We start from the raw sequence: 20,790 nt of genomic DNA, 5'->3' as shown, positions 1-20,790 counted from the left end.
GATGGGCTTATTTCTTATGGCAACTCTCGCAGTTTTCCTTGACGCTGAACGCGATCTTACCGTTATGGCAGGCGCCGCAGGATTTACCCTGTTCCATGGCCTTCATGGTCGCCGCCTTATGCTGCTTGGCATTGGTGTACAGCTTCGCGTGGCAGCCCTGACATTTAAGACCGGCACCCTCCACATGGGTTTCGTGGCTAAAGACCGTTTCTCCTCCTTTGTTGTTTAAGATAATGTCACCGCCACCGACCACAGCCAAGGCGACGCTTCCGGACAGCAAAACAAGTACCGCAGCTAGAGCCAACTTCATGGTCACCTCCTTGAAAAGGTTAATCGACCAGATAAATATAGCCGGATAGGCGGATTGTTACAAGGTGGTAGTGAGAAACATTGACGGTCTATTTTAGCTGCGGTATTCTCAACACATGCAAACAACCACTGAAATATACAAATCGCTGGCCGAAGAAACTAGGCTCCGCCTGCTCGTTCTCCTTCGAGGAGGCAACGAACACTGTGTTTGTGACCTCATGCACGCGCTGGACATGCCGCAATCCACGGTCTCCCGTCACCTTGCCTATCTGAAACGCACCGGTTGGGTGCAAGACCGTCGAGGAGGCATCTGGATGTACTATTCCCTAAAAAAAGAGATGGATGGATTTCTCCAAGCCCAGTTGGTTCTTATTATCAACCAGCTTGCGGAGAGTTCCGTCTGTCGCGCTGACAAGCAACGCCTCGAAACGTATCTGCGGAACAAAGACACAGCTGTGTGCAGATAGGGGGGAGAATCGTAATGGCTTGGTATTGGCCGTTCTCTTTTTCCCCTCAACTGGATTGGCTCCAGGTGGAGATCAGTACTCACTGCACGGCAGCCTGTTTTTATTGTCCCCGTACTCTTTACAAGATCCAGTGGCTCAATCACCACATGGATGAGGAGCTGTTCCGCCGTTTACTCCCGGTTTTCCGAAAAACGCGTCTGGTGCATTTGCAGGGCTGGGGAGATCCTTTCACGCACCCCAAATTCTTTCACTTTGCCCGCCTTGCCAAGAGTGCCGGCTGTCAAGTAGGGACCACCACCAATGGGATGCTGCTCAATGAACAACAGTGCGAGCAGCTCGTGGAGCAACATTTCGATATAATCGGTTTTTCTTTGGCAGGAGTCGGAGCGGAGAACGATCAAGTTCGTCGAGGGACTCGCCTGAGCAAAGTATTATCAGTCATTGAAACAATTGATCGGATAAAACAACGAACCGGCACCGAACGGCCAACCGTTCATATCGCCTACATGTTGCTCAAATCCGGCTTAAGGAATATTCACCGGTTGCCAGATTTGCTCAGAGATCGGGGGATTTCCCAAGTGGTCATCAGCACCTTGGATACAGTAGGCAGCCCATCGTTAACGATCGAGGCTCTTTTACCTGAAACAGAGCAAGAGAAGGAAGGCATACGCCAGCAATTGGAGAATGTAGTGGCAACTGGACGTGCTGCCGGCCTATCAATCCACTTCCGGTTCCCAGAGCTCCATAAACAACAGAATGTAGATCAGCCGCACTTTGAAAACGAATCGCTTCTGGCAATCGCCAAACCGCAGCTGTGCACTGAAAACATTCAGCGCGCCGCCTTTGTCGGTGTAACGGGCAATGTTTCACCATGTGTCTTCGTTAATTTGCCGATCACCGAGCTTCCACAGGGTGCCAATCCGATTGAACGGCCTTATCGTCCCGTCTTGTTTGGCAACGTAGAAGCTCTGCCTTTTGCAAAAATCTGGCATTCAAAACACTATTCATCCTTTCGCTCAGCTCATCAATCCGGCCGTCCTCCCGCTATCTGTCAACTTTGCACAAAAATCTCAGTATTATCGAACACAGATTTGCTAGAAGCATAATCAAAAATTCTCACAGGCGCACATATGGACACCGGGAGTATTAGCGAATACTTCAAATTCTTTGTTGCCTTGCTGGCTATTGTCAATCCAGTTGGGACCATCCCGATCTTCATTAACCTTACATCCAATCAGGATAAGGTGATCCGCAACAAAAATGGATCCATGGCTTCCATCTCCATGGGGATAATTCTCCTTGTTGTGTTATTCAGTGGGGAGGCCATCCTGCGATTTTTTGGGATATCTGTGGGCTCTTTCCGGGTTGGTGGTGGTATCTTGATATTACTCATGGCTATATCCATGCTGAATGCCAAAATGAGCAATGTCAAACAAACGAAAGAAGAAGAGCTTGACTCAGCCGAGCGTGATAGCGTGGCCGTTGTGCCCCTTGGCACTCCTCTCCTGGCTGGCCCTGGAGCGATCAGTACCGTTATTCTCTACGCCCAGCGCTATACATCTGTTGCACACTATGTTTATATGTTCGGCGTTATTGTGCTTCTGGCCTGCCTGACCGCATTTTTGTTCCGACTAGCCCCCACTATTACCCGATTGCTTGGCAAGACAGGCATCAACATTGTGACCCGGCTCATGGGCTTAATCATGGCCGCTATGGGGGTGGAGTTCATTGCTAATGGTCTAAAGCAGCTTTTTCCTGTTCTTGGCGGCTAAACCAAATGTGAGATAAAGAGAGATTGATTGAACCATTCTGCGACTATGGTTTGCCTGCACCGGTCGAAGTGAAGAGGTGCCGATTATTGAGACAGGTGTATAAGCAATGAACCAACCTATTTTGCAAGGAGAAGTTCAATGTCAAACCCACCTCATCGTCCACGTCACAGCGCAGAATTTAAGGCCACAGTAGCCCTGGCCGCACTGTCGGAGTCCAAGACTCTGGCTGAACTGGCTACTGAGTACCGGGTTCACCCGACCCAGATCACCCGCTGGAAGCAGGATCTGACCAAGAACGCTTCTGAGCTTTTTGGCAAGGGCAAGAAGAAAGAAGTCAACCATGAGGCCGAAGTGGCCGAGCTCCACCGTCAGATCGGCAAGCTCAAGGTTGAGAACGATTTTTTAGCCAATCTGCCCGGTCTGAACTTGGCCGGGCGCAGAAACAACAGGTGATCGCTATGGGACATCCTGAAGTTTCTGTTCAGCGTTGCTGCCAGCTTTTCGGACTGCCTCGTTCCAACTATTACCGCGGCCTTGGCTTCGGTCTACGTGTTGGTGATTTGGAACTGATGGCCCGGATAGACAAACTCTATATTGAGCACCCCTGGATGGGGAGCCGTTCCTTTGCTGATCACCTCACAACTCCCGAACTCGTGGTGGGAAGAGGTCGTGTCCGTCGCTTAATGCGGGTCATGGGCATCGAGTCTTTAGCTCCCAAGCCGGGCACCAGCAGGCGACAGCCGAAGCATCCGGTCTATCCCTATCTGCTCCGGGGAGTGACCATTGACAGGCCCGATCAGGTGTGGGCGACTGACATCACCTACATCCCTATGGCTCGGGGTTTCATGTACCTGATCGCGATCATGGATTGGGCCACCAGAAAGGTTCTCGCCTGGCGACTATCCAACACTCTGGACACCAGATTTTGCGTTGAGGCTTTGAAAGAGGCTCTCTTTAAATATGGCGCTCCTGAGATATTCAATACTGATCAGGGGTGCCAATTCACCAGCGAAGCGTTCACCTCAGTCCTCAAGGCCTGGAACGTCAAAATCAGCATGGACGGCAAAGGACGATTCAAGGACAATATCTTTATCGAGCGACTTTGGCGCACCCTGAAATACGAAAGGATCTACCTGAAGTCATACGAAACGGGAACTGAGCTTGTCAAGGATCTGACTTCCTGGTTCGGCTGGTATAATGAGAAAAGAAAACATTCGTCACTTGACAAGCAGACTCCAAATGAGGCTTATTCAAAACGAATCGAACAATTGAGCAAGGCAGCCTGAGGCCTGTAACTGTATAATAAAAGCAACATTGCTTATTTCACACCTCAGGATGTCTCACAAACCCCGACCACCTCACGTTCGCGCGCAGAAAGACCTCCCACGCGGTGGGAAATGGTCGTTCTCGCACCTCAGCGCGATGATGGTCACGGATCCAGTGGAACATAGAGGAGGTACCATTATTCGGGGCAGAGGAACACGCCCCTACCGTAAATCGAGTAGAGGCGAAAATAACTATCCTAACACAATGTTATGAAATAATATACGATATCGAAGGGATAGGATGGAAAGTTGCAATTCTGAGGAACATCTTCACCACCCCTTCGGGTATTCTTTGGTTGCGACTCAATTGTAAGCCTTTTGATGTAGTCCGGCTGTGCCTGCTGCCGCACCTTTTCCGATATACATTGAGTCTGCCGCCTGGCTTGGTATAGTCGGGCACAGCAAAAAAATTTTTCTGTCTGGATGTGCAGAGCCCTGTTCCGTTCCGCAGAATTTTACTCCTGTTTTTTAATTTGTCATGTCCTTCTCTTTACTCGACCTTTCCGAGCCACTCCTTCGTGCTCTTGATGAGTTGTCGTATACCACTCCTACTCCGGTACAACTGCAGGCGATTCCAGCAATTGGCTCTGGCAGGGATGTCATTGCCGTGGCCCAGACGGGAACGGGAAAAACTGCCGCTTTTTCCTTGCCACTGCTGCAACGTCTCGCCAACGGCTCTAGAGTAAAGCCTAACCACATCCGCGCCTTAGTGCTGGTACCAACCCGCGAGCTTGCGGTGCAGGTTGCCGAGTCCATTGCCGCTTACGGCAAATATCTGCCACTTAAGAAGGGCGTCGTTTACGGCGGTGTAAAGATCAATCCGCAGATGATGAGGTTGCGTAGCGGAGTCGATATCTTGGTGGCAACGCCGGGGCGCTTGCTTGATCTTTTCCAGCAGAACGCTGTGAAGTTCCTGCAGGTGGAGACGCTGGTGCTCGATGAAGCAGACCGGATGCTCGATTTGGGATTTATGGACGATATTAGCAAGATCCTTGGCCTCTTGCCCAAAAGACGGCAGGGCTTGCTCTTTTCTGCAACGTTTCCAAATGCCATCTGTACACTTGCTGAAAAACTGCTGAAGCGACCGGTTCATATAGAAGTTGACCCGCCAAACTCCGCGGCCATCAGCGTGAAACAGTGGATCTATGAGGTGGACAAAGGCAAAAAGCCGGATTTACTTTGTCAGTTACTGCGCCATAATGACTGGCAGCAGGTATTGGTATTCATCCGCACCCGAATCAATGCCGACCGGTTGGTTCGAATACTTGCTAACAACGGAATTTCAGCCTTGGCGATTCATGGCGATAAAAGCCAGGGCATCCGTGCCCATGCTCTGGCCGCCTTTAAGGCAAAGACCATCCGTATCTTGGTTGCCACGGATATCGCCTCGCGCGGCATCGATATCAGCGAACTTTCTCATGTTATCAATCTTGATCTGCCGAAAGTCGCGGAAGACTATATTCATCGTATCGGCCGCACTGGTCGGGCTGGTCTGGAGGGGGTGGCGATTTCTCTCGTCAGTGCCGACGAGGTCAACCTGCTCTCAGCAATCGAAACGCTTATCCATCAACAGCTGGTACGGGAAGTTGTGGCTGGGTTTATTCCAAAACAAAACGTGCCGTTAACTCGGTTGATGAAGGCGCGACCGAAGCGACCCAAAAAGGCGAAGCAGGTGTAAGCACCAATTCTGGCCGAGTGTCAAAAACCGTCAGGTGAGTATTATCGAACACAGATTTACTAGAAACATAATCAATATTTCTCACAGGCTCACATATGGAAACAGGGAGTATGGTTCCTCACATGAAACGGTGCATGAGCGGTATGGCCGGTAAGTTGCCCATACAGTGGTAGAGGTTGCAGATAAAGAGGTCAGCTGTTCTGAACCCATAGGCCTTGTGGCTGACGACTTTGGCTTTATTGTTGAGCCCTTCGACAGTGCCGTTGCTGATGGGCATGTGGAACCAGGTCAGGATGTTTTCTTCATGGCGTCGGACCATCCAGGCAAACTCGCGTAAGGGTTCCAGGCGAGAATGCGTTGCCCACCAAAACCACTGCTTCAAGTGCTTCCTGGCCCAGGTTTTTGTCTTATAGGACCATAAATCTCGAAAGCGCTCTTTGAGGAGATAGGCCCTGTTGATCTTCAGATTCATATGCTCAAGGCTGCTGAGTCTGATCCTTTGCTTCGGCGTAAGGTTCCAAGGATTCTTAAGCCAGATATACCGGCTGTCCTTCATGAGCTCCTTGTGTTCCTTTCCTTTTTCTCGGATCTCATCTCGCCGGACTTGATCAACCGCTTCCATCAGGTGGCGAACGATATGAAATTTATCAAAAACAAGAGTTGCCTGCGGAGCACATTCCTTGATCACCTCGACATAGGGCTTCCACATATCGCAACAGATGCCCTGGAGTTTGTTTGTCCGCTCTGGCCCGAGGTAGTTGAAAAAGCTGCGCAAGGTATCTTTGGTTCTTTCAACCCCGCTCCAGATCAAGGTTTTTGAGCGGAGATCGTACACATTGGTGAGGTAGACATGACCTTTTTTCCGCGAAATCTCATCAATACCAATATGCGTAATGCCGCTGAGATCGCGATGCTCCATGCCATATTTCACTACGCTTTTGACTGCTGTGGCAACCGTACCCCAGGCACAACTGAACAGTTTGGCGACAGAGTACCAGGGCAGCATCTCGGCCCACTTGGCCAGGTAGCAACTGTAGGCAAGAGTAAAGCGTTGCTTGCCCGTCACCCAGGGAAGTTTCTCCGTGCGGACGCCTCCACATCGAGAACAAGACACCCGACGAGGTACATATTTGACCCAGACAGGTATATTCCACAGAGGCACGTGGCGAAAGAATCGCACCTCTCGCCGATCCCGGTAGACGGCAGGATGTCCGCATGACCCGCATCGCACCCTGTGGCGGGCATCAGGACGAATTTCAGCGATTATTCCATCGGAGTCTTTGGTGACCGTATGTACTCGAAAACCTTGCAAATCAACCGTCTGTTTGATTATCTGTTCAACAAGCATGAGTTCCTCTGTAGATAGATTATTGGCTGGCCGGCCTTTATCTACCTAAAAGAACTCATGCTTTTAAATTTGTTAAGCTGTTTTACGCACCGTTTCGTGCGGGGAACCCGAGATTTATCGATTCGGCATCTCACCCGACACCGTCCATAATCACGCGGACGAGGTCGCTTCCCGTGTGGAAACAGGTCGAGATCATTCCTTCGTCGGATGAGGCCAGGGCGATTGTCGAGCAGATTTCGGCCAATCAATACAGAAAACCTATTTTTGTCTTTGCCGCCGACGGCGCCATGGCTCCCATTCGAACCGAGGAAAAGGGAGTTGCCAACTGCTGGAAAGAGGTCACGGACGCTGCCATCTTCTTGATAATAAACAAATTGTACATATTTTCAGTTGGCATCAGATCAGCGACAAAGCCGAGTTTGCCTCCTACCTGCAGCATATCAAAGAGCAAGGGCTCATCCCCTTGGACAAAGTTCGCCTTTGTTTAATTTCCGTTAGGTAAACTCCCGGCTTTGCCGGGGGACAACAAAAGTTTGACGGTTCCAGCATAATAAAGAAGCCTCCTCTCAACGTGGACCGCTCAAAGTCACGAGAAAGGAGGCTTCATGAACAACGTACAATGTTTAAGCCACACGAAATGGGATTGCAAGTTCCATGTAGTGTGGATACCGAAATGCCGTCGGAAAATGCTTTACGGTCAACTCCGCAAGAATCTTGGAGAGGTGTTCCATGACCTTGCCCGGCAGAAGGAGAGCCGGGTGCTGGAAGGGCATTTGCAATCCGATCATGTGCACATGCTGATTTCGATACCGCCGAAATATGCGGTATCGCAGGTGGTTGGCTATATGAAAGGAAAAAGCGCGATCCATATAGCGCGGACCTATCTTGGCCAACGGAAGAACTATAGCGGCATGAGTTTTTGGGCACGGGGCTATTTTGTTTCAACTGTCGGTGCCGATGAAGAGGTTATGCGGGCTTATATCCGCGAGCAAGAACAAGAAGACCATCGTGTCGAGCAACTGCAACTATTCAGATAGTCGACCACCGAATGGTGGTCAGAGAATCTGTTGAATATACCGCTTTGAGCGGTTCACAATCTTTCAAGCCACCGGCTTTGCCGGTGGTCACTGACTGGGGACGGAGCCGGCTGGATCTGGGATACGGTGCAGTCAGCCTTCCCGGATTGCCGACAGGTGCTCGATTATTTCCATTGCGCCCAGCACCTTCATGACTTTGCCCACATCCAATTCGGCCAAAATACCCAAGCCAGAGAATGGGTGGAGCAGGCTAAGGTGCAAAAAGCACGCACCAAACTCGTCGGATATCTCAAGGGCAACAAAGCGCGCATTGATTACGGCAATTTGCGTCGGGGCGGTTATCCTCTGGGCAGCGGAGCTATTGAGAGTGCCAATAAATTTATCTGCCATGTGCGGCTGAAACGTTCGGACGCCTGGTGGAAGATTGACAACGCCAATAACATTCTCAAACTGCGCTGCGCCAAATACAATGAAAATTCGACGATGTTTTTGAGATGCATGTGGCCGTTAACCGAAAACGGATGCAGTATAGAGATGTTACGATCAAAAGGATAAAATGATGTGCATAACTGTCGGATGCTCCCCAGCAAGGAAAGTGACTGGAAAGGGCGCAAGGAAACTTTTTGCTACCTCTCAATTGAACAAGTTGACAACAATGGCAACAAAAAGAAAGTTGAATCCAATGCCGCTCCCATCTGTGCGAAGTAAGCCCAGTGGGCGCATAGGTTGGGGGATTCCGGGGACAGTATCTGGGAATTCCGGGGACAGTATCTGTAACTTTTGTCACCCTCTTTTGTCACAGAAGTTGGGATGGCCGGCCATAGTGGTGCGCAGCGTCGGGATCACCATCACTCTCCCGAACAGCAGCCTGTTTGTGGTGCAATCCAACCCGGCCAGTCACTACCTGATCGAAACCGACCCGCGTTTTGCAAGCTACCGGCAGTGGCTAAGTTCGGACTATCTGCTGCAGTCCCTGGAGCTTGATCCCGCCCTCACGCAAAAAACGGTTGGGTGACGGTTTTTTACGAACAAAAGCTCATCCGCGAGCATAAAAATGCTCTGCTATGATAGCTATGAGTGAGGCCTGTGGAGATGTACTTGCAGGTGGTCGCGAAAGAAAAAGGGTGTTTGGCAAGCCGGAGAATTTTGAGAAAGCCACTCCAGCGTGAACTGGTCAACCGGTTGCACCCCCTCGAGAATGGGAAGGACCCCGGTCAGGAAAAACGAAAGTGTTCCTTGCTGGTCCTCCTGCTGTCCAAAAGGTTAGGCTCCAGGGATTCATCTGTCAGGGCGCGGGGTATGTTTCACGCCCCTGGTGGGTTCGGCCAGTAAGGGGTTGTCCGGCCAATAATGTTTTGGGTACCGGCCCTTGAGTTCCTTTTTAACCTCCGGGTAGCCGCGCAGCCAAAATCCCGCCAGGTCGGAAGTCACCTGGATGGGGCGTCGGGCCGGTGAAAGGAGGTGGAGCAGCAGTTTTACCTTGCCGCCACAGATCGTCGGCGTCCCGTCCAGGCCAAACATCTCCTGGATGCGGACCGCCAGCAGCGGCGGTTCGTCGATTCGATATTCAAGCTTGATTTTCGAACCGCTGGGGACGGTCAAGGCAACCGGCACCTCCCGCGACATTCGTTGCTGTTGCTCCCAGCTCAGCTTGCTGTTGAAGATCTCGATCAGGTTGATTCTGCTCAATTGCTCGGCCTTGGTGATGCCGCCCAGATAGGGCTCCAGCCAGGTCAGGTCTTTTTCCAGTGTCTCATCCCGGACATCCGGCCAGTCCGCCGCCGGCTGCCAGGTACGCAGGCAATGAATGCGGGCCTGAAACTGACGCGCTTCACGGTTCCACGGCAGACAGGCGATCCCCATTCGCCGGATTCCGGTCAGCAAAGCATCGCGGCCAGCTTCGGGATCAACCTTGGTCAGCGTGTTTTCCGCAACCACAATTTCCCCTAAACAGATTCGTCGTACCGCAACCACCTTGGTGGACCCCTCATCCCAAAAGACATGCTCGCTCGTGGTCAGCAAATGGTTATGATGGCGCCGCAGTGCATCAATATCCAGGGATTCGGCCAGGAAAATGCGCCCTTCCCGCTGACCGGCATCGAGATGGGGCACGACCAGATATTCGCTGGCTGAAAGCAGATCGGCCGGTGCGAGGCTGGCCCCGCGTCCCGAGGCCAGCTGGTAGCGTTCCCGCTGGCCGGGTCGCCTGCGGGCAATGCGGTCGGGATAGGCGGCAACCAGCAGGGAACCGACGGTGGCGACATCTCGGGTCTCTTCGCCGCAACCGAGGAGTTTTCGCCATTGGCGGGCGGCCTGATCAATCCGGTGGCAGAGCACGGGATCGCCGCCTTCCTGGCTGAGATGGGCATCGCCTTGATGCCGCCACAGTTCAAGCAGTTGCAACCGTATGCCCAGGTCGGCGGTGGTTGTGGGACCGTTGCGACGAAGCAGATCGCGTTCGGACAGGATCGCGGCGAGATCGCAGGCCAAGGCCGCCTGACCCATGGTTTGCGCCTTGAGCAGCATGTGGCCGAGGCGTGGGTGCAAGGGCAGGACGGCCAGTTGCCTGCCGGTGGCAGTGATCCGCCCGGTCGCATCGAGAGCATCCAAGGCCTGCAAGAGTTCACGCGCCTGCTGATACGAACCAGATCGAGGCGGGTCGAGCCAGCGTAGTTCGACGGGGTCGGTGATGCCCCAAAGGGCCAGTTCTAGGGCGAGTCCCGCCAGGTCGACGTTGAAAATCTCAGGGGGATGGAAGGGGGGCAGGCTGTGGTGTTCCCCCAGGGTCCAGAGACGCAGGCAAAATCCGGGCCCGAGCCGCCCGGCCCGACCAGCCCGTTGATTGGCTGCTGCCTTGGAAACCTGGACTGTGGTCAGCTTGCCCAGTCCGTTGCCGGGGTCAAAAGAGGGCAGCCGCGACCAGCCGCTGTCAACAACGCAGCTGACACCTTCGATGGTCAGGCTGGTTTCGGCAATCGAGGTAGCCAAGATGATGCGTCGCCGCCCCTGCGGATCCGGGAGGATGGCCCGGTCCTGTTCTTTTTGCGCAAGATCCCCGAACAGGGGCGCAATCACCAGGTCACGGCAGGCGGGATCGTCGCGCAGCAGATTGTGTACTTCCCTAATTTCGCCTGCGCCGGGGAGAAAGGCAAGGATATCGCCCTGGTGTTTTTGAAGCATCCGGCCGATGCCCCGTGCGGCGATCGCCCCGATCCGGCCCCTTGCCTCCCGTTCCAGGTAGTCGATCCGGACCTCGTGAGGCCGGCCTTCGCCGTTAATGATCGGCGCGTTCCCCAGGAGTTTGGCCAGGGGGGCGGCGTCGAGAGTGGCCGACATCACCAGCAGGTGCAGATCCTCCTTGAGTTGGCAGAGATCAAGGCAAAGGGCCAAGGCAAGGTCGGCGTGGATGGAGCGTTCGTGGAACTCGTCAAAGATGATCAGGCCAACATCCGCCAGATTGGCATCGGTTTGCAGCCGCCGGGTCAAAATCCCCTCGGTCAACACCTCGATGCGGGTGGACGAGGAAATTCGGCGGTCGAACCGAATCTGATAGCCCACCGTCTGGCCGACGTTTTCCCCCAGAAGCGATGCCATCCGGGCGGCGGCGGCCCTGGCCGCCAGGCGCCGGGGTTCCAGGATGAGGATTTTTTTGCCGGTCAGCCAGGACTCGTTTAGGAGCGCCAGAGGCACAATGGTGGTCTTGCCCGAACCGGGAGGAGCGGCCAGCACCGCCGAACCTGCGGCCAGCGCCTTGTTGAGCGCGGGGATGATCGTCTGGATGGGGAGTTGCGGCAGCTGCACGGGTTCGATAAAATAAGGAGAATTAAGGTGTTGACCACCCAGGGGGTCGATCACCAATGGACTGAACGACCATTGCCCAGGGACCAGCTGGGTGCGGCAAAAACAGAGGCAGTCATTTTTTTAACAGGTATTTCTGGAAAAGGAGTATGCTCTCTCCATCCCTCCGGCAGGTTGTTTGTTCTCCAGTCCGGCCCCCTCAATACCCCCTGCGCCCTGGACCGGAATGGCAAACCCCACCACCCATCAGAGTTTATCTGCCGATGATCTGCGCCACGCTTTTGCGCTCGCCTGTGCCGCGCAAACCGAGGGCCGCCTGGAAGAGGCCCGGGAGCAGTATCTGGTGCTGCTCGGTTATCTACCCGAATCAGCCCTTCTTCATTACAATATCGGGCTGGTTTATTTTGACCTTGGCGACTTTGTCAAAGCTCTGCAGCAATTTACCCTGTCTGCAAGCAACGGGCCCGAGGATGCTGATACCCTCTTCAACCTCGCCCTCTGCCAGAAAAAAACCGGCGACCAGGCTGCGGCCATTGCCACCTACCAGCGGATTTTGACCACCGATCCGGACCAAACCGACTGCCACTATAATCTCGGCGGCTGCTACCGCGATCTGCACGACGACGAACAGGCCATCGCCTGCTACCAGCGCGTCCTGGCCATGGACCCTGACTATCTGGCGGCGGCCAACAATCTGGCCTATCTGTTCCATCGTGCCGGTGAGGTTGATCAGGCGGTGTTGTGTCTTGGTTCAACGGGAATAGGACTTTTGAGCTGTTCATGATAAACCATTATGAACGGAGGAAAGTCCATGCGAAAGAAACGTCACAACTACAGCCCTGAAGAGAAGGTAATCATCCTCAAGCGCCACCTGGTTGGCCGGGAAACGGTATCGGATCTCTGCGATGAATACCAACTGCAGCCGAATACATTCTACGGTTGGCAAAAGCAGTTTTTCGAAAAGGGAGCTGCTGCTTTTGCCCTAGAAAACAAAGACTCCAAGAAGGTACAAGAACAACGAATCCATCAGCTTGAAGATAAATTACGTCGGAAACACGAGGTTCTTTCCGAGTTACTGGAGGAGCATATCCAGTTAAAAAAAGAACTTGGGGAGCTCTGAATGGTAGCTGGGTTCCTCATGATACACGTGATACCGTTGTTGATTTCAGCAAGCATTGGAGCAAGAAAGCTGAAGTGGCCCTGCAAGAGATCATCGCTTGGCTGGCCGTTTCCAGGAGCAAGTTTTATGCATGGATCAAGCGGTACGGCAAGGCCAACGAACATAATGGGCTGATCCCCCGGGATTTCTGGCTTGAACCTTGGGAACGGGCAGCGATCGTCAATTTTGCTGTCAACAATTCCCTTGAGGGGTATCGGCGGTTGACGTTTATGCTACTGGATCAGGACATCGTTGCCGTCAGCCCCAGCAGCACCTGGCGAGTTCTAGGCCAGGCAGGGTTGCTGCAGAAATGGAACCGGAAGAAAAGCCTCAAGGGCACCGGCTTTGTGCAACCGCTCAGGCCCCATGACCATTGGCATGTGGACATTTCTTATATCAACATCTGCGGCACATTTTATTATTTGTGCAGCATTCTCGATGGATGCAGTCGTTTCATTGTCCACTGGGAGATCAGGGAACAGATGACGGAAATGGATGTGGAGATCATCCTGCAACGCGCCAAGGAGCACTTTCCCGAAGCCCGGCCAAGGATCATTTCAGATAACGGGCCACAATTTATTGCCAAGGATTTCAAAGAATTCATCCGTATCTCGGGAATGACGCATGTGCGGACATCGCCATATTATCCGCAGTCCAACGGCAAATTGGAACGGTTCCACGCAACCATCAAGGGGGAATGTATTCGTCCCGGTGTCCCGCTTTCCCTTGACGATGCCCGAAGAATGGTTGAAGGGTTTATCCATCACTACAACAACGTCAGGTTGCACAGCGCCATCGGATATATCGCGCCGATGGACAAATTGAACGGCAGAGACCAGGAAATATTCAAAGAGCGAGACCGGAAACTGGAAAAAGCCCGGGAACTGAGAAAGAAAAAACGACTTCGTGCCTACGGGCCAATCACCCCAAGGGGAGATAATACGGCTCCCCATAACCCCTTAATGCAAACAGCTTGAATGTCCATTTCCAACTGAGGCGGAACAAAAGAAGCATTGTGCGATCCTGCACGCTTTCTGCCTGCTGGTACACCTTCCAAAAATTCTCAATTATAGGAACGTATCGAGGGTGTCGCTTTTCTGGGAATCTTTCAACCGCGAAAGGATTCACGCCGGGAAAACATTCAATATAAGATTGAGCCCAGCGCCAGCCAGCAACAAGATTTTTTCGATCTTTATTCACAGCGTTTCCGCTTCGATTTTCAGCAAGCGCGGTGAAATGTGCCCAGACCTCAGCTTTAGTCAATTCTGCAACAGACTTTTCAGGTAAAAATGTGCGAAAAAGAGATCTAAATGCGCTCTGTTTTTCTTTGTAGGTTTTGGAGACATATTTACTTTTTGCATAATCAAGATATCTCGATGCAAAGTCAAACAAGGATATTGTGGGTATCTGTTCGGGTTGTTCCAAGTTGATTGATGCCTGAAAATCGATTTCCCATTTTTTCGCCTGGGCTTTGGTTTGAAACTGTTTTTTGAATTTCCTGCCGTCCCGGCGAAGTTGGCCTATCCATTGTCCGCGGTTCTTGTCGTAGTACGGCATTAATCAGCCTCTTCTCAAAAAATCTGTAACATTTTCCAACCTTAATCCCTCCCAATGATTGGTAATATCTGCGAATAGTCACAGGGTTCAAATCGAGATATTTCGAAACTTCATCCACCGTCATTGATTTCCCAAGTTCTTGCTCAATAATTGGATTCATAGGAATTTGGTCAAGTTAGAAGCCGGGCAAGCGTTGTTGCCGTTTGTCGGTGGGCTGGTCCTGCTCCCGGCAGGCCGCTTTCAAGCGCCGGGCGCGTTCGTTCACGTCCTGCATGTATTGAGCGCCGAGGGGTTTATCACCCATCAATCCGCGCCGGGGTGTCTTAAAAATACCGGTTTTCAAGATCTTAAATGAAGGGTCTGTCAAAATTGTGCTTGAAAATTTTTAAAGTCATTGTATCCTTCAATGTGGCACCTCCCTTGAGGGTTGCTCTTTCCTGATTGCACCCCTATCTGCTCCAGCCGCAGATAGGGGATTTTTTTTTTCTTGCGCCTATCCTGCTAAAGTTGCCCTGAACTCGTTGCGCTTGGTGATCATTCGTTCCTTGAAGGCTTGTTCATCCTCAAAGAGTTGGTGAAGATCTTCTTCGATGAGATCCTTGCAGAGATAGACGATCTTATCGATATCGTCGGGCTCGACTTCGAGGGAGGCACAGACCGACATCAAACAGCCTCGGGCCTGGCGGCGAAGCTGAACGACATCCCGATGCTTGACAGGATGCGTTCGGACGTAGCCGAACATGCCGGACCAAACCACGGCCTGGACCTTCTGCCAGAACTCGGAGACTTTCGATTTCGATTGGTTGTGGTTCCGGTTGACCGGGTTTTCGGTATGGCGGGTCCATTCGGTGGTGAGGTAGCCCCAAAGAGAGCGGAGGGCCTTCACCAGATCGGACACGGTGTCGATGCGTTCTTCTTCGGAAATTGCGAACTCTCGGAGCTTGGGGCGGCGGACCTGGTATTCAACACGGGTGACGGCCTGCTCATCGAACTGCTTGAAGCCCCATATCTCGGAAAAGATTTGCTGTTTGTGGGTTGCTCTTGAGCGTTTGAGTTCGGTTACCTTGTCGTAAACCCGAAGCATCATGTCGCCCTTGCCCATGTCCACGCCGGTGAATTTGCGGTGGGTATAGTGGGGATTGAAGTCCAGATCCTCGGGTTCCGGTTCTTGGTCTTCATGATAGAGGGGTATCTTGTCATGCGGGTTGAACGATTGCGCCTTGATGATCCATTTATCCTGGTTGCACAGATCTACGGCCTTGATGTCGGTGCCGATGAAGTCGGCGGCCAGGTGGACTTCGGAAACCCGTTCCTTGATCACCTTGGCGCCGTACCCGGCGAGGAAGGATTTCACCCTTTCATAGATAGAATAAAACCCCGGCGACCAACAGGAGAGCGAGCCGATTTCCAGGCGGCAGTTGGGGATTTGTCCATCTGACTTGCGCTTGTTGAACATCAGGGTGATATCGCCGGACCTGAGCCTAAAACTATACTTGGCCGTGCCGGTCCGGTAGAGGTTCCAGTCAAAACCATTTTCCTTGAACACCGGGATACAATCCTTTTCCGTCTCCTGGACCTGCTTTTTCATGAAGTCGAGAATGCCGAGGAAGCTGGCTATCTGTGGATTCCATTCAATCCAAAAAGACACTTTCAAAAAATCCAGACCTCTAGAAACCCGGTAGGGGGCAGTCTGTACTACTGGCGAACCACTTGTTAATCGGGCTTGTGGATCGAGGCAGGCGGCCAAGTCCTCGGTAGTGCGGACCTGAATGCGCCGGGCGTCCTTGTGCAGAAGAAGCGGGTACCGGTGATTGTACCGGTGATCAGCAAAGGGAATGCCGGTCAATGGATCAGGCTCAGCTGGAGGCATGGGTAAATCGAATGTGGTACCCTGGATGATGCTGCGGAGTTTTTGAGACAGAAAGCTGTTGGAGCGACGGGAAGTCATGAGCAGTATTTCTCCATTGGAACATGAAAAGCTGATTGATATTGTTTTGACCTGAAACCCTTCTCGCAGAAGCGAATTCGAGAAAAGTCGTTAATTATCAGGATGATAATGCGATTTAATTACTTGACCGACTAAGCAAAATGTCTAACAATTAGGCAGCTCGTCAATGAGATGCCTCTCCCATTGATCGAGTAAAACCCTTTGTCGCGAAGGTACTCACCGCACGGCAAAGGGTTTTTTCTGAAATAGCCTTGCAGAGCCTTTTTGTCCGACCTATTATTGAAGCAAGACTTCTTTCCATATTGAGTCTCCTTTCCCCTTTGTTGTGCCTACTCCCCCTTGGCACAGCAAAGGGGTTTTCTTTTTTAGAGGGGCGGCGCGGTGCCCCCTCATGTGAAGATCAGACCAGCCGACAGAAACCAGACACACTTGCAAGATGGATGAAAAGGCACGTGCACCCCTGTAGCGCTCTGCTGAAAATCATGTCCAACGTCACAAGCCAGGTTTTAGGTGAAACTATTAAACAACGATGGATCTTCTGACCGGCACGCGCCGCCCCTGATTTCCGCCTGCGGCGAACAGATCAAGAGCGCGTTTCGCCGCGAACCGGCGAGTCGGTACGGAAGAAGCCCTAGTGCTCATCTTGGTTGCGTGTAAGACGACGAAAAAAGGGCCGCTGAGCTTGAGGGCACGCTTCCCCCTTTTTTCGTTTTCCAGAACCAGGTTTTTTCCTGCTTTGCAGAACAACAGGCAACTGCAGCGCGGCTTTCCGGCCGCCGCGTCGCGGCCGTGTCTCAGATCTTGCCACCGGGTTTCCCATCTGTAGCATTGAGTTGGTCAGCCACGGTCTTCGGGATCAGTGCGTACCAATGGCCGCCATCGTATTTGACCTGATGAGGAAAGGAGTCTTGAGGATAGATGGTGGAGCCGAGGAGGAAGAAGGTGCCCCGGTTGGAAGTGGCGAAATCCAGCTTGAAGGGAACCTTGAGATCTTCGGCCCGTTCGATGGTGAAGACGGTCTTTTCGTCGGTGGTAGATCTCAGCACCAGATCGGCAGAGCTCAGCGCATGGGAAAAGGAGTCGAACAGCTTCTCGCGGGGGATGTTGTATTCGATCCAGGAAACGGTCTTTTCTCCGGCACCGTTGAGAATGAACCCCTTGCCGGTCTGGTTGGTGACAAACAGCACCACATCGGAGAGCGGCACCCTGTCAAAATCAACCGAAACCGGCCCGTCTTTCTTGACCACCGGAGGCGCTGGATTTTCCGCAGGCTTGGCCGCTTCGTTTTTTGCCGGTTGACTGGCCGCTGGTCGAAGCTCTTTTAACGGTTCGGAAGAGCAGCCGGACAGACCAAAGACCAATGCTCCAGCCAGGAGCATGGAGGCAAAGAAGAGAAACGAGGGGAAGGCTTTCATGGAGTCTCCTTTTTCCGGTTGGTGAAAACGACCTGGCCGCCGCGATCCATGGGCATGATCGAATCGAGCCGGCCAGCAGCGGGGGTTTTCGAGGTATTTGAAGGTTGCTTGCCCTTGCGCTGCTCATAGGCGGCCATGGCCTGCTTGGAGCCGAACAGATCGCCGGTGCCGAGGCTGGACTTGGCAAAGAGCATGTACAGGGTGAAGAAAAGGACTATGGGGATAGCAAAGAACACCGGATGCTTGAGCACGTTGACGTGCTGCATGATCCCCAGTTCCTTGACATCACTGGCGACGTAAGATTTATAACAAAGGAAAACCTTGGCGTTATAGGTCCGCACCGACTTCTTGAGCGGAGAACCGTTGGTGTCTCCCCCGCCGTAGGAGGAACAGAGGTATTTCCGTTGAATCGCACTGCCGAAGAAGTTGACCTTGCGGAACACATAGGTCCATTCCAACAGCGCCCGAACGGCGGAATCAATCCGTTCCACCGCCTGCGAGATCAGCACCACATCAAAGCCGTTGTGCCGGTGGGTCGAGGCCCAGGACGCAAAGGCGTTGTTCTTGGCGCTCGCCCATTCCCTGGAACCAAATACTTTCTGGACTTCATCGAGCACAATCAACGATCCCGGCTGCACGTGCATCCAGAAATCAGCCAGCTGGTTTTCTTCGAGAAAATGCAGCTGCTTGCGCAAGGCCAGATCAGAAAGGCCGCAATAGCTCTTGATCATCTCCAGACATTCCGGATCGGACATGCCGTCGATGTTGGTATAGACCACTCGGCCCCATTGCAGGTTATCGGTGATTTTCTTCACCGCTTCGTAAGTCTTGCCTGAGCCGGGAGTTCCGGCAAATCCGATAATCATGGTTACACCCTGGTTGCCCAACTCGGGATGAGATTAAGAGCCAACCGGATCAGGTAGGCAGCGCCAAGAATGGCAAAGCATTGAGGCAGCCCCACGGCATTGATCAGCCAAATGAGTTGCGTCGGCAGATGGGACCAGGTGGCCGCGTAGTTGAACAGGATCGAAGAGAGATCAACGGCGGCCAGGGCGGTTTCAACCACCGAGAGCAGCCCGTCGAAGATGGTAAAGACCACGAACTGGAGCAGAAGGATGAAGCCATCGAGAATCCAGAGAAACCCGGTTTCCACCCATCCCCAGAACGTCCGCAGCCAACCGATAATGACGCCGAATCCGCTCATATCTACCTCTTCATGATCACGGCCCGGATCGACAGGAAGCCGAAGCAGGCCAGAAGGATGGTCTTAAGAACAGCCAGGCCAGTGGAAAGGGTTTGACTCAGGTCGATGGTATGGTGGCCGTACTGTCCGGCTTCGATTTCGTAGACCGGGGAACCGCCACCGGGCAGGGAGTTGAAGAAGCTGGAAGAGAACGAGAAGAGGCCCGAGGATTTAACGGTGTTGAGGAACGAGGTGAACCGTTCCGGAATGTCAAAGTTGCCGGGATCGTAAGCATCTTCAAAAGCGGCGGAAGTTACGGCGGGAAACGTTTCAGCTTGTGGCACTTCTGTTTCTTCGGCTGGATTTTGAGCAGCATCGGCAGCGGCGGCGGCAGCTTGGGCAGCAGTAACGGCGGCTTGTTGGGCAGCAATCTGGGCGGCTGCATCGGTGGGATTAGCAGCAGCAACAGCTTGAGCGGCAACAGCGGCAGCGTTAGCCACGGCGGCGGTGTTCTGGGCTAAGAGGTCGTTAATTTCGGCCTGCGTGATTTTCGGAGTAGTGGTAGCGGAAACGGCAACAGGTGGAGCCTCTTCAGCGGTGGTGACGTCGTTTATAGAAGCGGCTCGAATAGCAGCTTGAACACCAGATGCAATAGCTGGAGTCGGGGCGGCTAGTACGTTATTTTTAAGATTGGCATAATCAACCGCACCAGCTTCAGGTAAAATAGTGGGCTCGGCTGTAGTTGTTACAAGGTTACAGACGTCAACATAAAAGCGATTATCAGCCCACCAAGGACCAATGCGGTAAAGTTGCGTTGAAGTATATGCGTAATAATAGCCGTCTGAACCGTTAATAACAGGGTGCCCTGTAAAAGCAGCCATTCCAGATAGGGATTCTTTAAAACCAGTACCAACAAAAGTAGTGGCAAGGCGGAAAGACTGATTGCTCAATTCAATAACAGCATCAACATGAAACTGAGTTGATGGGTAGATAGAAGGGCCAGTATTAGCTTCGACAGCGTCTTGCAAAGCAGGTGCAGCACCTGGATTACCACGAACATAATCAATCAGATCACCAACAGAAATCCCAAGAGAAGCATTTTTGCCAAGATAACTGGAAGATATTGAAGGGAAAGAAGCAGCAGTCACAAGAGCCATAGGGCCAACGGCTAGATATGACGGCTGAAAAAGTTTATCGGCGGCAGAAGCAACCGCGCCAGCAGTGGCGGAAACATATTCCGGCATCTGACCAGTTTTGACATAATATTGACCGGTAGAAGCGGCAAGCATAGAGGCACCGACAGCAGCAGCGCCAACAATGGCGAGGGCAGTACCTGCATGGGACCGAGCCGGAAGCATGACAAGCGAACAAATGATAAAGAGCAGGATGAACCGTTTCATTTCCCCGGCTCCCGCTTCTCGGTGTTGCGGTCTGCTGCCTTCACCACCTGTTGCCCAAACGCATCATCGCCGCACTGGCAGCGGTAACGTTGCGACTCGGGGTTGAACCCTTGACCCAGGCAGAGGAAGCGGAACAGGTCGCCCCGGTTGCTGCAGGACTTCTCGCAAACGCTCAGGTATTCGCCGCAGGATTTGGCCGGTTCAATATGCTTGGGGTATTCTGTGCTCCGGATGGTAGGAAAGCCGTTGGTTTGCGCCGGCAGGCCGCCGCCGTGAGCGTTGTTGAGGTGAGTGCCGGTAATAAAAAAAATCAGGTAGACGCCGAGGGCGTAGAAGAGCAGGAGTTTCATAGCAGTATCCTTTTCAAAAGGCCGATGAGGAAACAGAGGCCGAT

22 protein-coding genes and 1 pseudogene are annotated in these 20,790 nt (G+C 52.7%); 11 read left to right on the top strand and 12 right to left on the bottom strand.

Annotated elements, in window-relative coordinates:
• Positions 1–7 precede the first annotated feature (7 nt).
• Positions 8–310: a cytochrome c3 family protein gene (locus tag ACHZCX_RS04470; protein WP_319586022.1), complete on the bottom strand. Its 303-nt coding sequence runs from the start codon at positions 308–310 to the stop codon at positions 8–10.
• 115 nt (positions 311–425) lie between these two features.
• On the opposite strand from ACHZCX_RS04470, the gene ACHZCX_RS04465 reads away from it, so the two are divergent.
• The 5 genes from ACHZCX_RS04465 to ACHZCX_RS04445 all read left to right on the top strand — a co-directional run bounded on the left by ACHZCX_RS04465 (position 426) and on the right by ACHZCX_RS04445 (position 5,551).
• On the top strand, positions 426–776 hold the full coding sequence (locus ACHZCX_RS04465; RefSeq protein WP_319586021.1) for a metalloregulator ArsR/SmtB family transcription factor: 351 nt from the start codon (positions 426–428) through the stop codon (positions 774–776).
• A 14-nt stretch (positions 777–790) separates the two neighbouring features.
• Positions 791–1,882: a radical SAM protein gene (locus ACHZCX_RS04460; RefSeq protein ID WP_319586020.1), complete on the top strand. Its 1,092-nt coding sequence runs from the start codon at positions 791–793 to the stop codon at positions 1,880–1,882.
• Positions 1,883–1,906: 24 nt separating this feature from the next.
• Positions 1,907–2,548 (top strand): YchE family NAAT transporter, encoded by a 642-nt coding sequence (locus tag ACHZCX_RS04455; protein ID WP_319586019.1) that lies wholly within the window; start codon positions 1,907–1,909, stop codon positions 2,546–2,548.
• Positions 2,549–2,686: 138 nt separating this feature from the next.
• Positions 2,687–3,834, top strand: a protein-coding gene (locus tag ACHZCX_RS04450) for an IS3 family transposase (RefSeq protein ID WP_319585211.1) whose coding sequence is annotated in 2 segments (ribosomal slippage) — positions 2,687–2,945 and positions 2,945–3,834 — 1,149 coding nt in all. Because the reading frame shifts where the segments join, the coding sequence is not laid out codon by codon here.
• A 517-nt stretch (positions 3,835–4,351) separates the two neighbouring features.
• Complete coding sequence (locus tag ACHZCX_RS04445; RefSeq protein ID WP_319586018.1) at positions 4,352–5,551, top strand: DEAD/DEAH box helicase; 1,200 nt, start codon at positions 4,352–4,354, stop codon at positions 5,549–5,551.
• Between the two features lie 118 nt (positions 5,552–5,669).
• On the opposite strand, the gene ACHZCX_RS04440 is transcribed toward ACHZCX_RS04445, so the two are convergent.
• Together ACHZCX_RS04440 and ACHZCX_RS04435 are read right to left on the bottom strand one after the other, a co-directional pair.
• A complete protein-coding gene (locus ACHZCX_RS04440; RefSeq protein WP_319585207.1) occupies positions 5,670–6,899 on the bottom strand; it encodes an ISL3 family transposase in 1,230 nt (409 codons plus the stop codon).
• Between the two features lie 244 nt (positions 6,900–7,143).
• Complete coding sequence (locus tag ACHZCX_RS04435) at positions 7,144–7,338, bottom strand: hypothetical protein (protein WP_319586017.1); 195 nt, start codon at positions 7,336–7,338, stop codon at positions 7,144–7,146.
• Between the two features lie 166 nt (positions 7,339–7,504).
• On the opposite strand from ACHZCX_RS04435, the gene tnpA reads away from it, so the two are divergent.
• From tnpA to ACHZCX_RS04420, 3 genes and pseudogenes are all read left to right on the top strand, one after another.
• Positions 7,505–7,936, top strand: coding sequence for an IS200/IS605 family transposase (gene tnpA, locus ACHZCX_RS04430; protein ID WP_319586016.1), 432 nt, complete (start codon positions 7,505–7,507; stop codon positions 7,934–7,936).
• Between the two features lie 276 nt (positions 7,937–8,212).
• Positions 8,213–8,425, top strand: a pseudogene (locus ACHZCX_RS04425) (ISKra4 family transposase); the annotation flags it as partial.
• 334 nt (positions 8,426–8,759) lie between these two features.
• A complete protein-coding gene (locus tag ACHZCX_RS04420; RefSeq protein ID WP_319586014.1) occupies positions 8,760–8,951 on the top strand; it encodes a hypothetical protein in 192 nt (63 codons plus the stop codon).
• A gap of 263 nt (positions 8,952–9,214) precedes the next feature.
• On the opposite strand, the gene hrpB is transcribed toward ACHZCX_RS04420, so the two are convergent.
• Entirely contained in the window at positions 9,215–11,791 is a 2,577-nt protein-coding gene (gene hrpB, locus ACHZCX_RS04415; RefSeq protein WP_319586013.1) for an ATP-dependent helicase HrpB, read from the bottom strand.
• Between the two features lie 169 nt (positions 11,792–11,960).
• Between hrpB and ACHZCX_RS04410 the strand changes: the two genes are divergently transcribed.
• The 3 genes from ACHZCX_RS04410 to ACHZCX_RS04400 all read left to right on the top strand — a co-directional run bounded on the left by ACHZCX_RS04410 (position 11,961) and on the right by ACHZCX_RS04400 (position 13,870).
• Entirely contained in the window at positions 11,961–12,518 is a 558-nt protein-coding gene (locus ACHZCX_RS04410) for a tetratricopeptide repeat protein (RefSeq protein ID WP_319586012.1), read from the top strand.
• A gap of 9 nt (positions 12,519–12,527) precedes the next feature.
• Positions 12,528–12,854, top strand: coding sequence for a transposase (locus ACHZCX_RS04405; protein ID WP_319585208.1), 327 nt, complete (start codon positions 12,528–12,530; stop codon positions 12,852–12,854).
• A gap of 74 nt (positions 12,855–12,928) precedes the next feature.
• A complete protein-coding gene (locus tag ACHZCX_RS04400) occupies positions 12,929–13,870 on the top strand; it encodes an IS3 family transposase (RefSeq protein WP_319585587.1) in 942 nt (313 codons plus the stop codon).
• Here the strand turns inward: ACHZCX_RS04400 and ACHZCX_RS04395 are convergent.
• From ACHZCX_RS04395 to ACHZCX_RS04360, 8 genes are all read right to left on the bottom strand, one after another.
• Positions 13,815–14,450: a hypothetical protein gene (locus ACHZCX_RS04395; protein ID WP_319586011.1), complete on the bottom strand. Its 636-nt coding sequence runs from the start codon at positions 14,448–14,450 to the stop codon at positions 13,815–13,817. The two genes, ACHZCX_RS04400 and ACHZCX_RS04395, sit on opposite strands and share 56 nt — an antisense overlap.
• Before the next feature lie 175 nt (positions 14,451–14,625).
• Positions 14,626–14,754: a hypothetical protein gene (locus tag ACHZCX_RS04390; protein ID WP_319586010.1), complete on the bottom strand. Its 129-nt coding sequence runs from the start codon at positions 14,752–14,754 to the stop codon at positions 14,626–14,628.
• Between the two features lie 189 nt (positions 14,755–14,943).
• Positions 14,944–16,398, bottom strand: coding sequence for a hypothetical protein (locus ACHZCX_RS04385; RefSeq protein WP_319586009.1), 1,455 nt, complete (start codon positions 16,396–16,398; stop codon positions 14,944–14,946).
• 794 nt (positions 16,399–17,192) lie between these two features.
• Positions 17,193–17,813: a hypothetical protein gene (locus ACHZCX_RS04380; protein ID WP_319586008.1), complete on the bottom strand. Its 621-nt coding sequence runs from the start codon at positions 17,811–17,813 to the stop codon at positions 17,193–17,195.
• A complete protein-coding gene (locus ACHZCX_RS04375; protein WP_319586007.1) occupies positions 17,810–18,679 on the bottom strand; it encodes a zonular occludens toxin domain-containing protein in 870 nt (289 codons plus the stop codon). Before ACHZCX_RS04375 ends, ACHZCX_RS04380 begins: the two co-directional genes overlap by 4 nt.
• A 2-nt stretch (positions 18,680–18,681) precedes the next feature.
• Complete coding sequence (locus tag ACHZCX_RS04370) at positions 18,682–19,017, bottom strand: hypothetical protein (protein WP_319586006.1); 336 nt, start codon at positions 19,015–19,017, stop codon at positions 18,682–18,684.
• A gap of 2 nt (positions 19,018–19,019) precedes the next feature.
• On the bottom strand, positions 19,020–20,396 hold the full coding sequence (locus tag ACHZCX_RS04365; protein ID WP_319586005.1) for a hypothetical protein: 1,377 nt from the start codon (positions 20,394–20,396) through the stop codon (positions 19,020–19,022).
• Positions 20,393–20,746, bottom strand: coding sequence for a hypothetical protein (locus ACHZCX_RS04360; protein ID WP_319586004.1), 354 nt, complete (start codon positions 20,744–20,746; stop codon positions 20,393–20,395). The genes ACHZCX_RS04365 and ACHZCX_RS04360 overlap by 4 nt, the downstream gene beginning before the upstream one ends.
• Positions 20,747–20,790 lie beyond the last annotated feature (44 nt).

It is taken from the genome of uncultured Desulfobulbus sp. (assembly GCF_963662935.2).
Classification (GTDB): Bacteria; Desulfobacterota; Desulfobulbia; order Desulfobulbales; family Desulfobulbaceae; genus Desulfobulbus.
The sequence above is the reverse complement of the archived record's forward strand: the minus strand, read 5'-3'. Positions and strand labels throughout refer to the sequence as shown.

Bases quoted from the DNA above. Each gene is read 5' to 3' on its own strand.
- ACHZCX_RS04470 (WP_319586022.1), bottom strand. From the start codon at position 310: ATGAAGTTGGCTCTAGCTGCGGTACTTGTTTTGCTGTCCGGAAGCGTC.
- ACHZCX_RS04465 (WP_319586021.1), top strand. From the start codon at position 426: ATGCAAACAACCACTGAAATATACAAATCGCTGGCCGAAGAAACTAGG.
- ACHZCX_RS04460 (WP_319586020.1), top strand. From the start codon at position 791: ATGGCTTGGTATTGGCCGTTCTCTTTTTCCCCTCAACTGGATTGGCTC.
- ACHZCX_RS04455 (WP_319586019.1), top strand. From the start codon at position 1,907: ATGGACACCGGGAGTATTAGCGAATACTTCAAATTCTTTGTTGCCTTG.
- ACHZCX_RS04445 (WP_319586018.1), top strand. From the start codon at position 4,352: ATGTCCTTCTCTTTACTCGACCTTTCCGAGCCACTCCTTCGTGCTCTT.
- ACHZCX_RS04440 (WP_319585207.1), bottom strand. From the start codon at position 6,899: ATGCTTGTTGAACAGATAATCAAACAGACGGTTGATTTGCAAGGTTTT.
- ACHZCX_RS04435 (WP_319586017.1), bottom strand. From the start codon at position 7,338: ATGCTGCAGGTAGGAGGCAAACTCGGCTTTGTCGCTGATCTGATGCCA.
- tnpA (WP_319586016.1), top strand. From the start codon at position 7,505: ATGAACAACGTACAATGTTTAAGCCACACGAAATGGGATTGCAAGTTC.
- ACHZCX_RS04410 (WP_319586012.1), top strand. From the start codon at position 11,961: ATGGCAAACCCCACCACCCATCAGAGTTTATCTGCCGATGATCTGCGC.
- ACHZCX_RS04405 (WP_319585208.1), top strand. From the start codon at position 12,528: ATGAACGGAGGAAAGTCCATGCGAAAGAAACGTCACAACTACAGCCCT.
- ACHZCX_RS04395 (WP_319586011.1), bottom strand. From the start codon at position 14,450: ATGCCGTACTACGACAAGAACCGCGGACAATGGATAGGCCAACTTCGC.
- ACHZCX_RS04390 (WP_319586010.1), bottom strand. From the start codon at position 14,754: ATGGGTGATAAACCCCTCGGCGCTCAATACATGCAGGACGTGAACGAA.
- ACHZCX_RS04385 (WP_319586009.1), bottom strand. From the start codon at position 16,398: ATGACTTCCCGTCGCTCCAACAGCTTTCTGTCTCAAAAACTCCGCAGC.
- ACHZCX_RS04380 (WP_319586008.1), bottom strand. From the start codon at position 17,813: ATGAAAGCCTTCCCCTCGTTTCTCTTCTTTGCCTCCATGCTCCTGGCT.
- ACHZCX_RS04375 (WP_319586007.1), bottom strand. From the start codon at position 18,679: ATGATTATCGGATTTGCCGGAACTCCCGGCTCAGGCAAGACTTACGAA.
- ACHZCX_RS04370 (WP_319586006.1), bottom strand. From the start codon at position 19,017: ATGAGCGGATTCGGCGTCATTATCGGTTGGCTGCGGACGTTCTGGGGA.
- ACHZCX_RS04365 (WP_319586005.1), bottom strand. From the start codon at position 20,396: ATGAAACGGTTCATCCTGCTCTTTATCATTTGTTCGCTTGTCATGCTT.
- ACHZCX_RS04360 (WP_319586004.1), bottom strand. From the start codon at position 20,746: ATGAAACTCCTGCTCTTCTACGCCCTCGGCGTCTACCTGATTTTTTTT.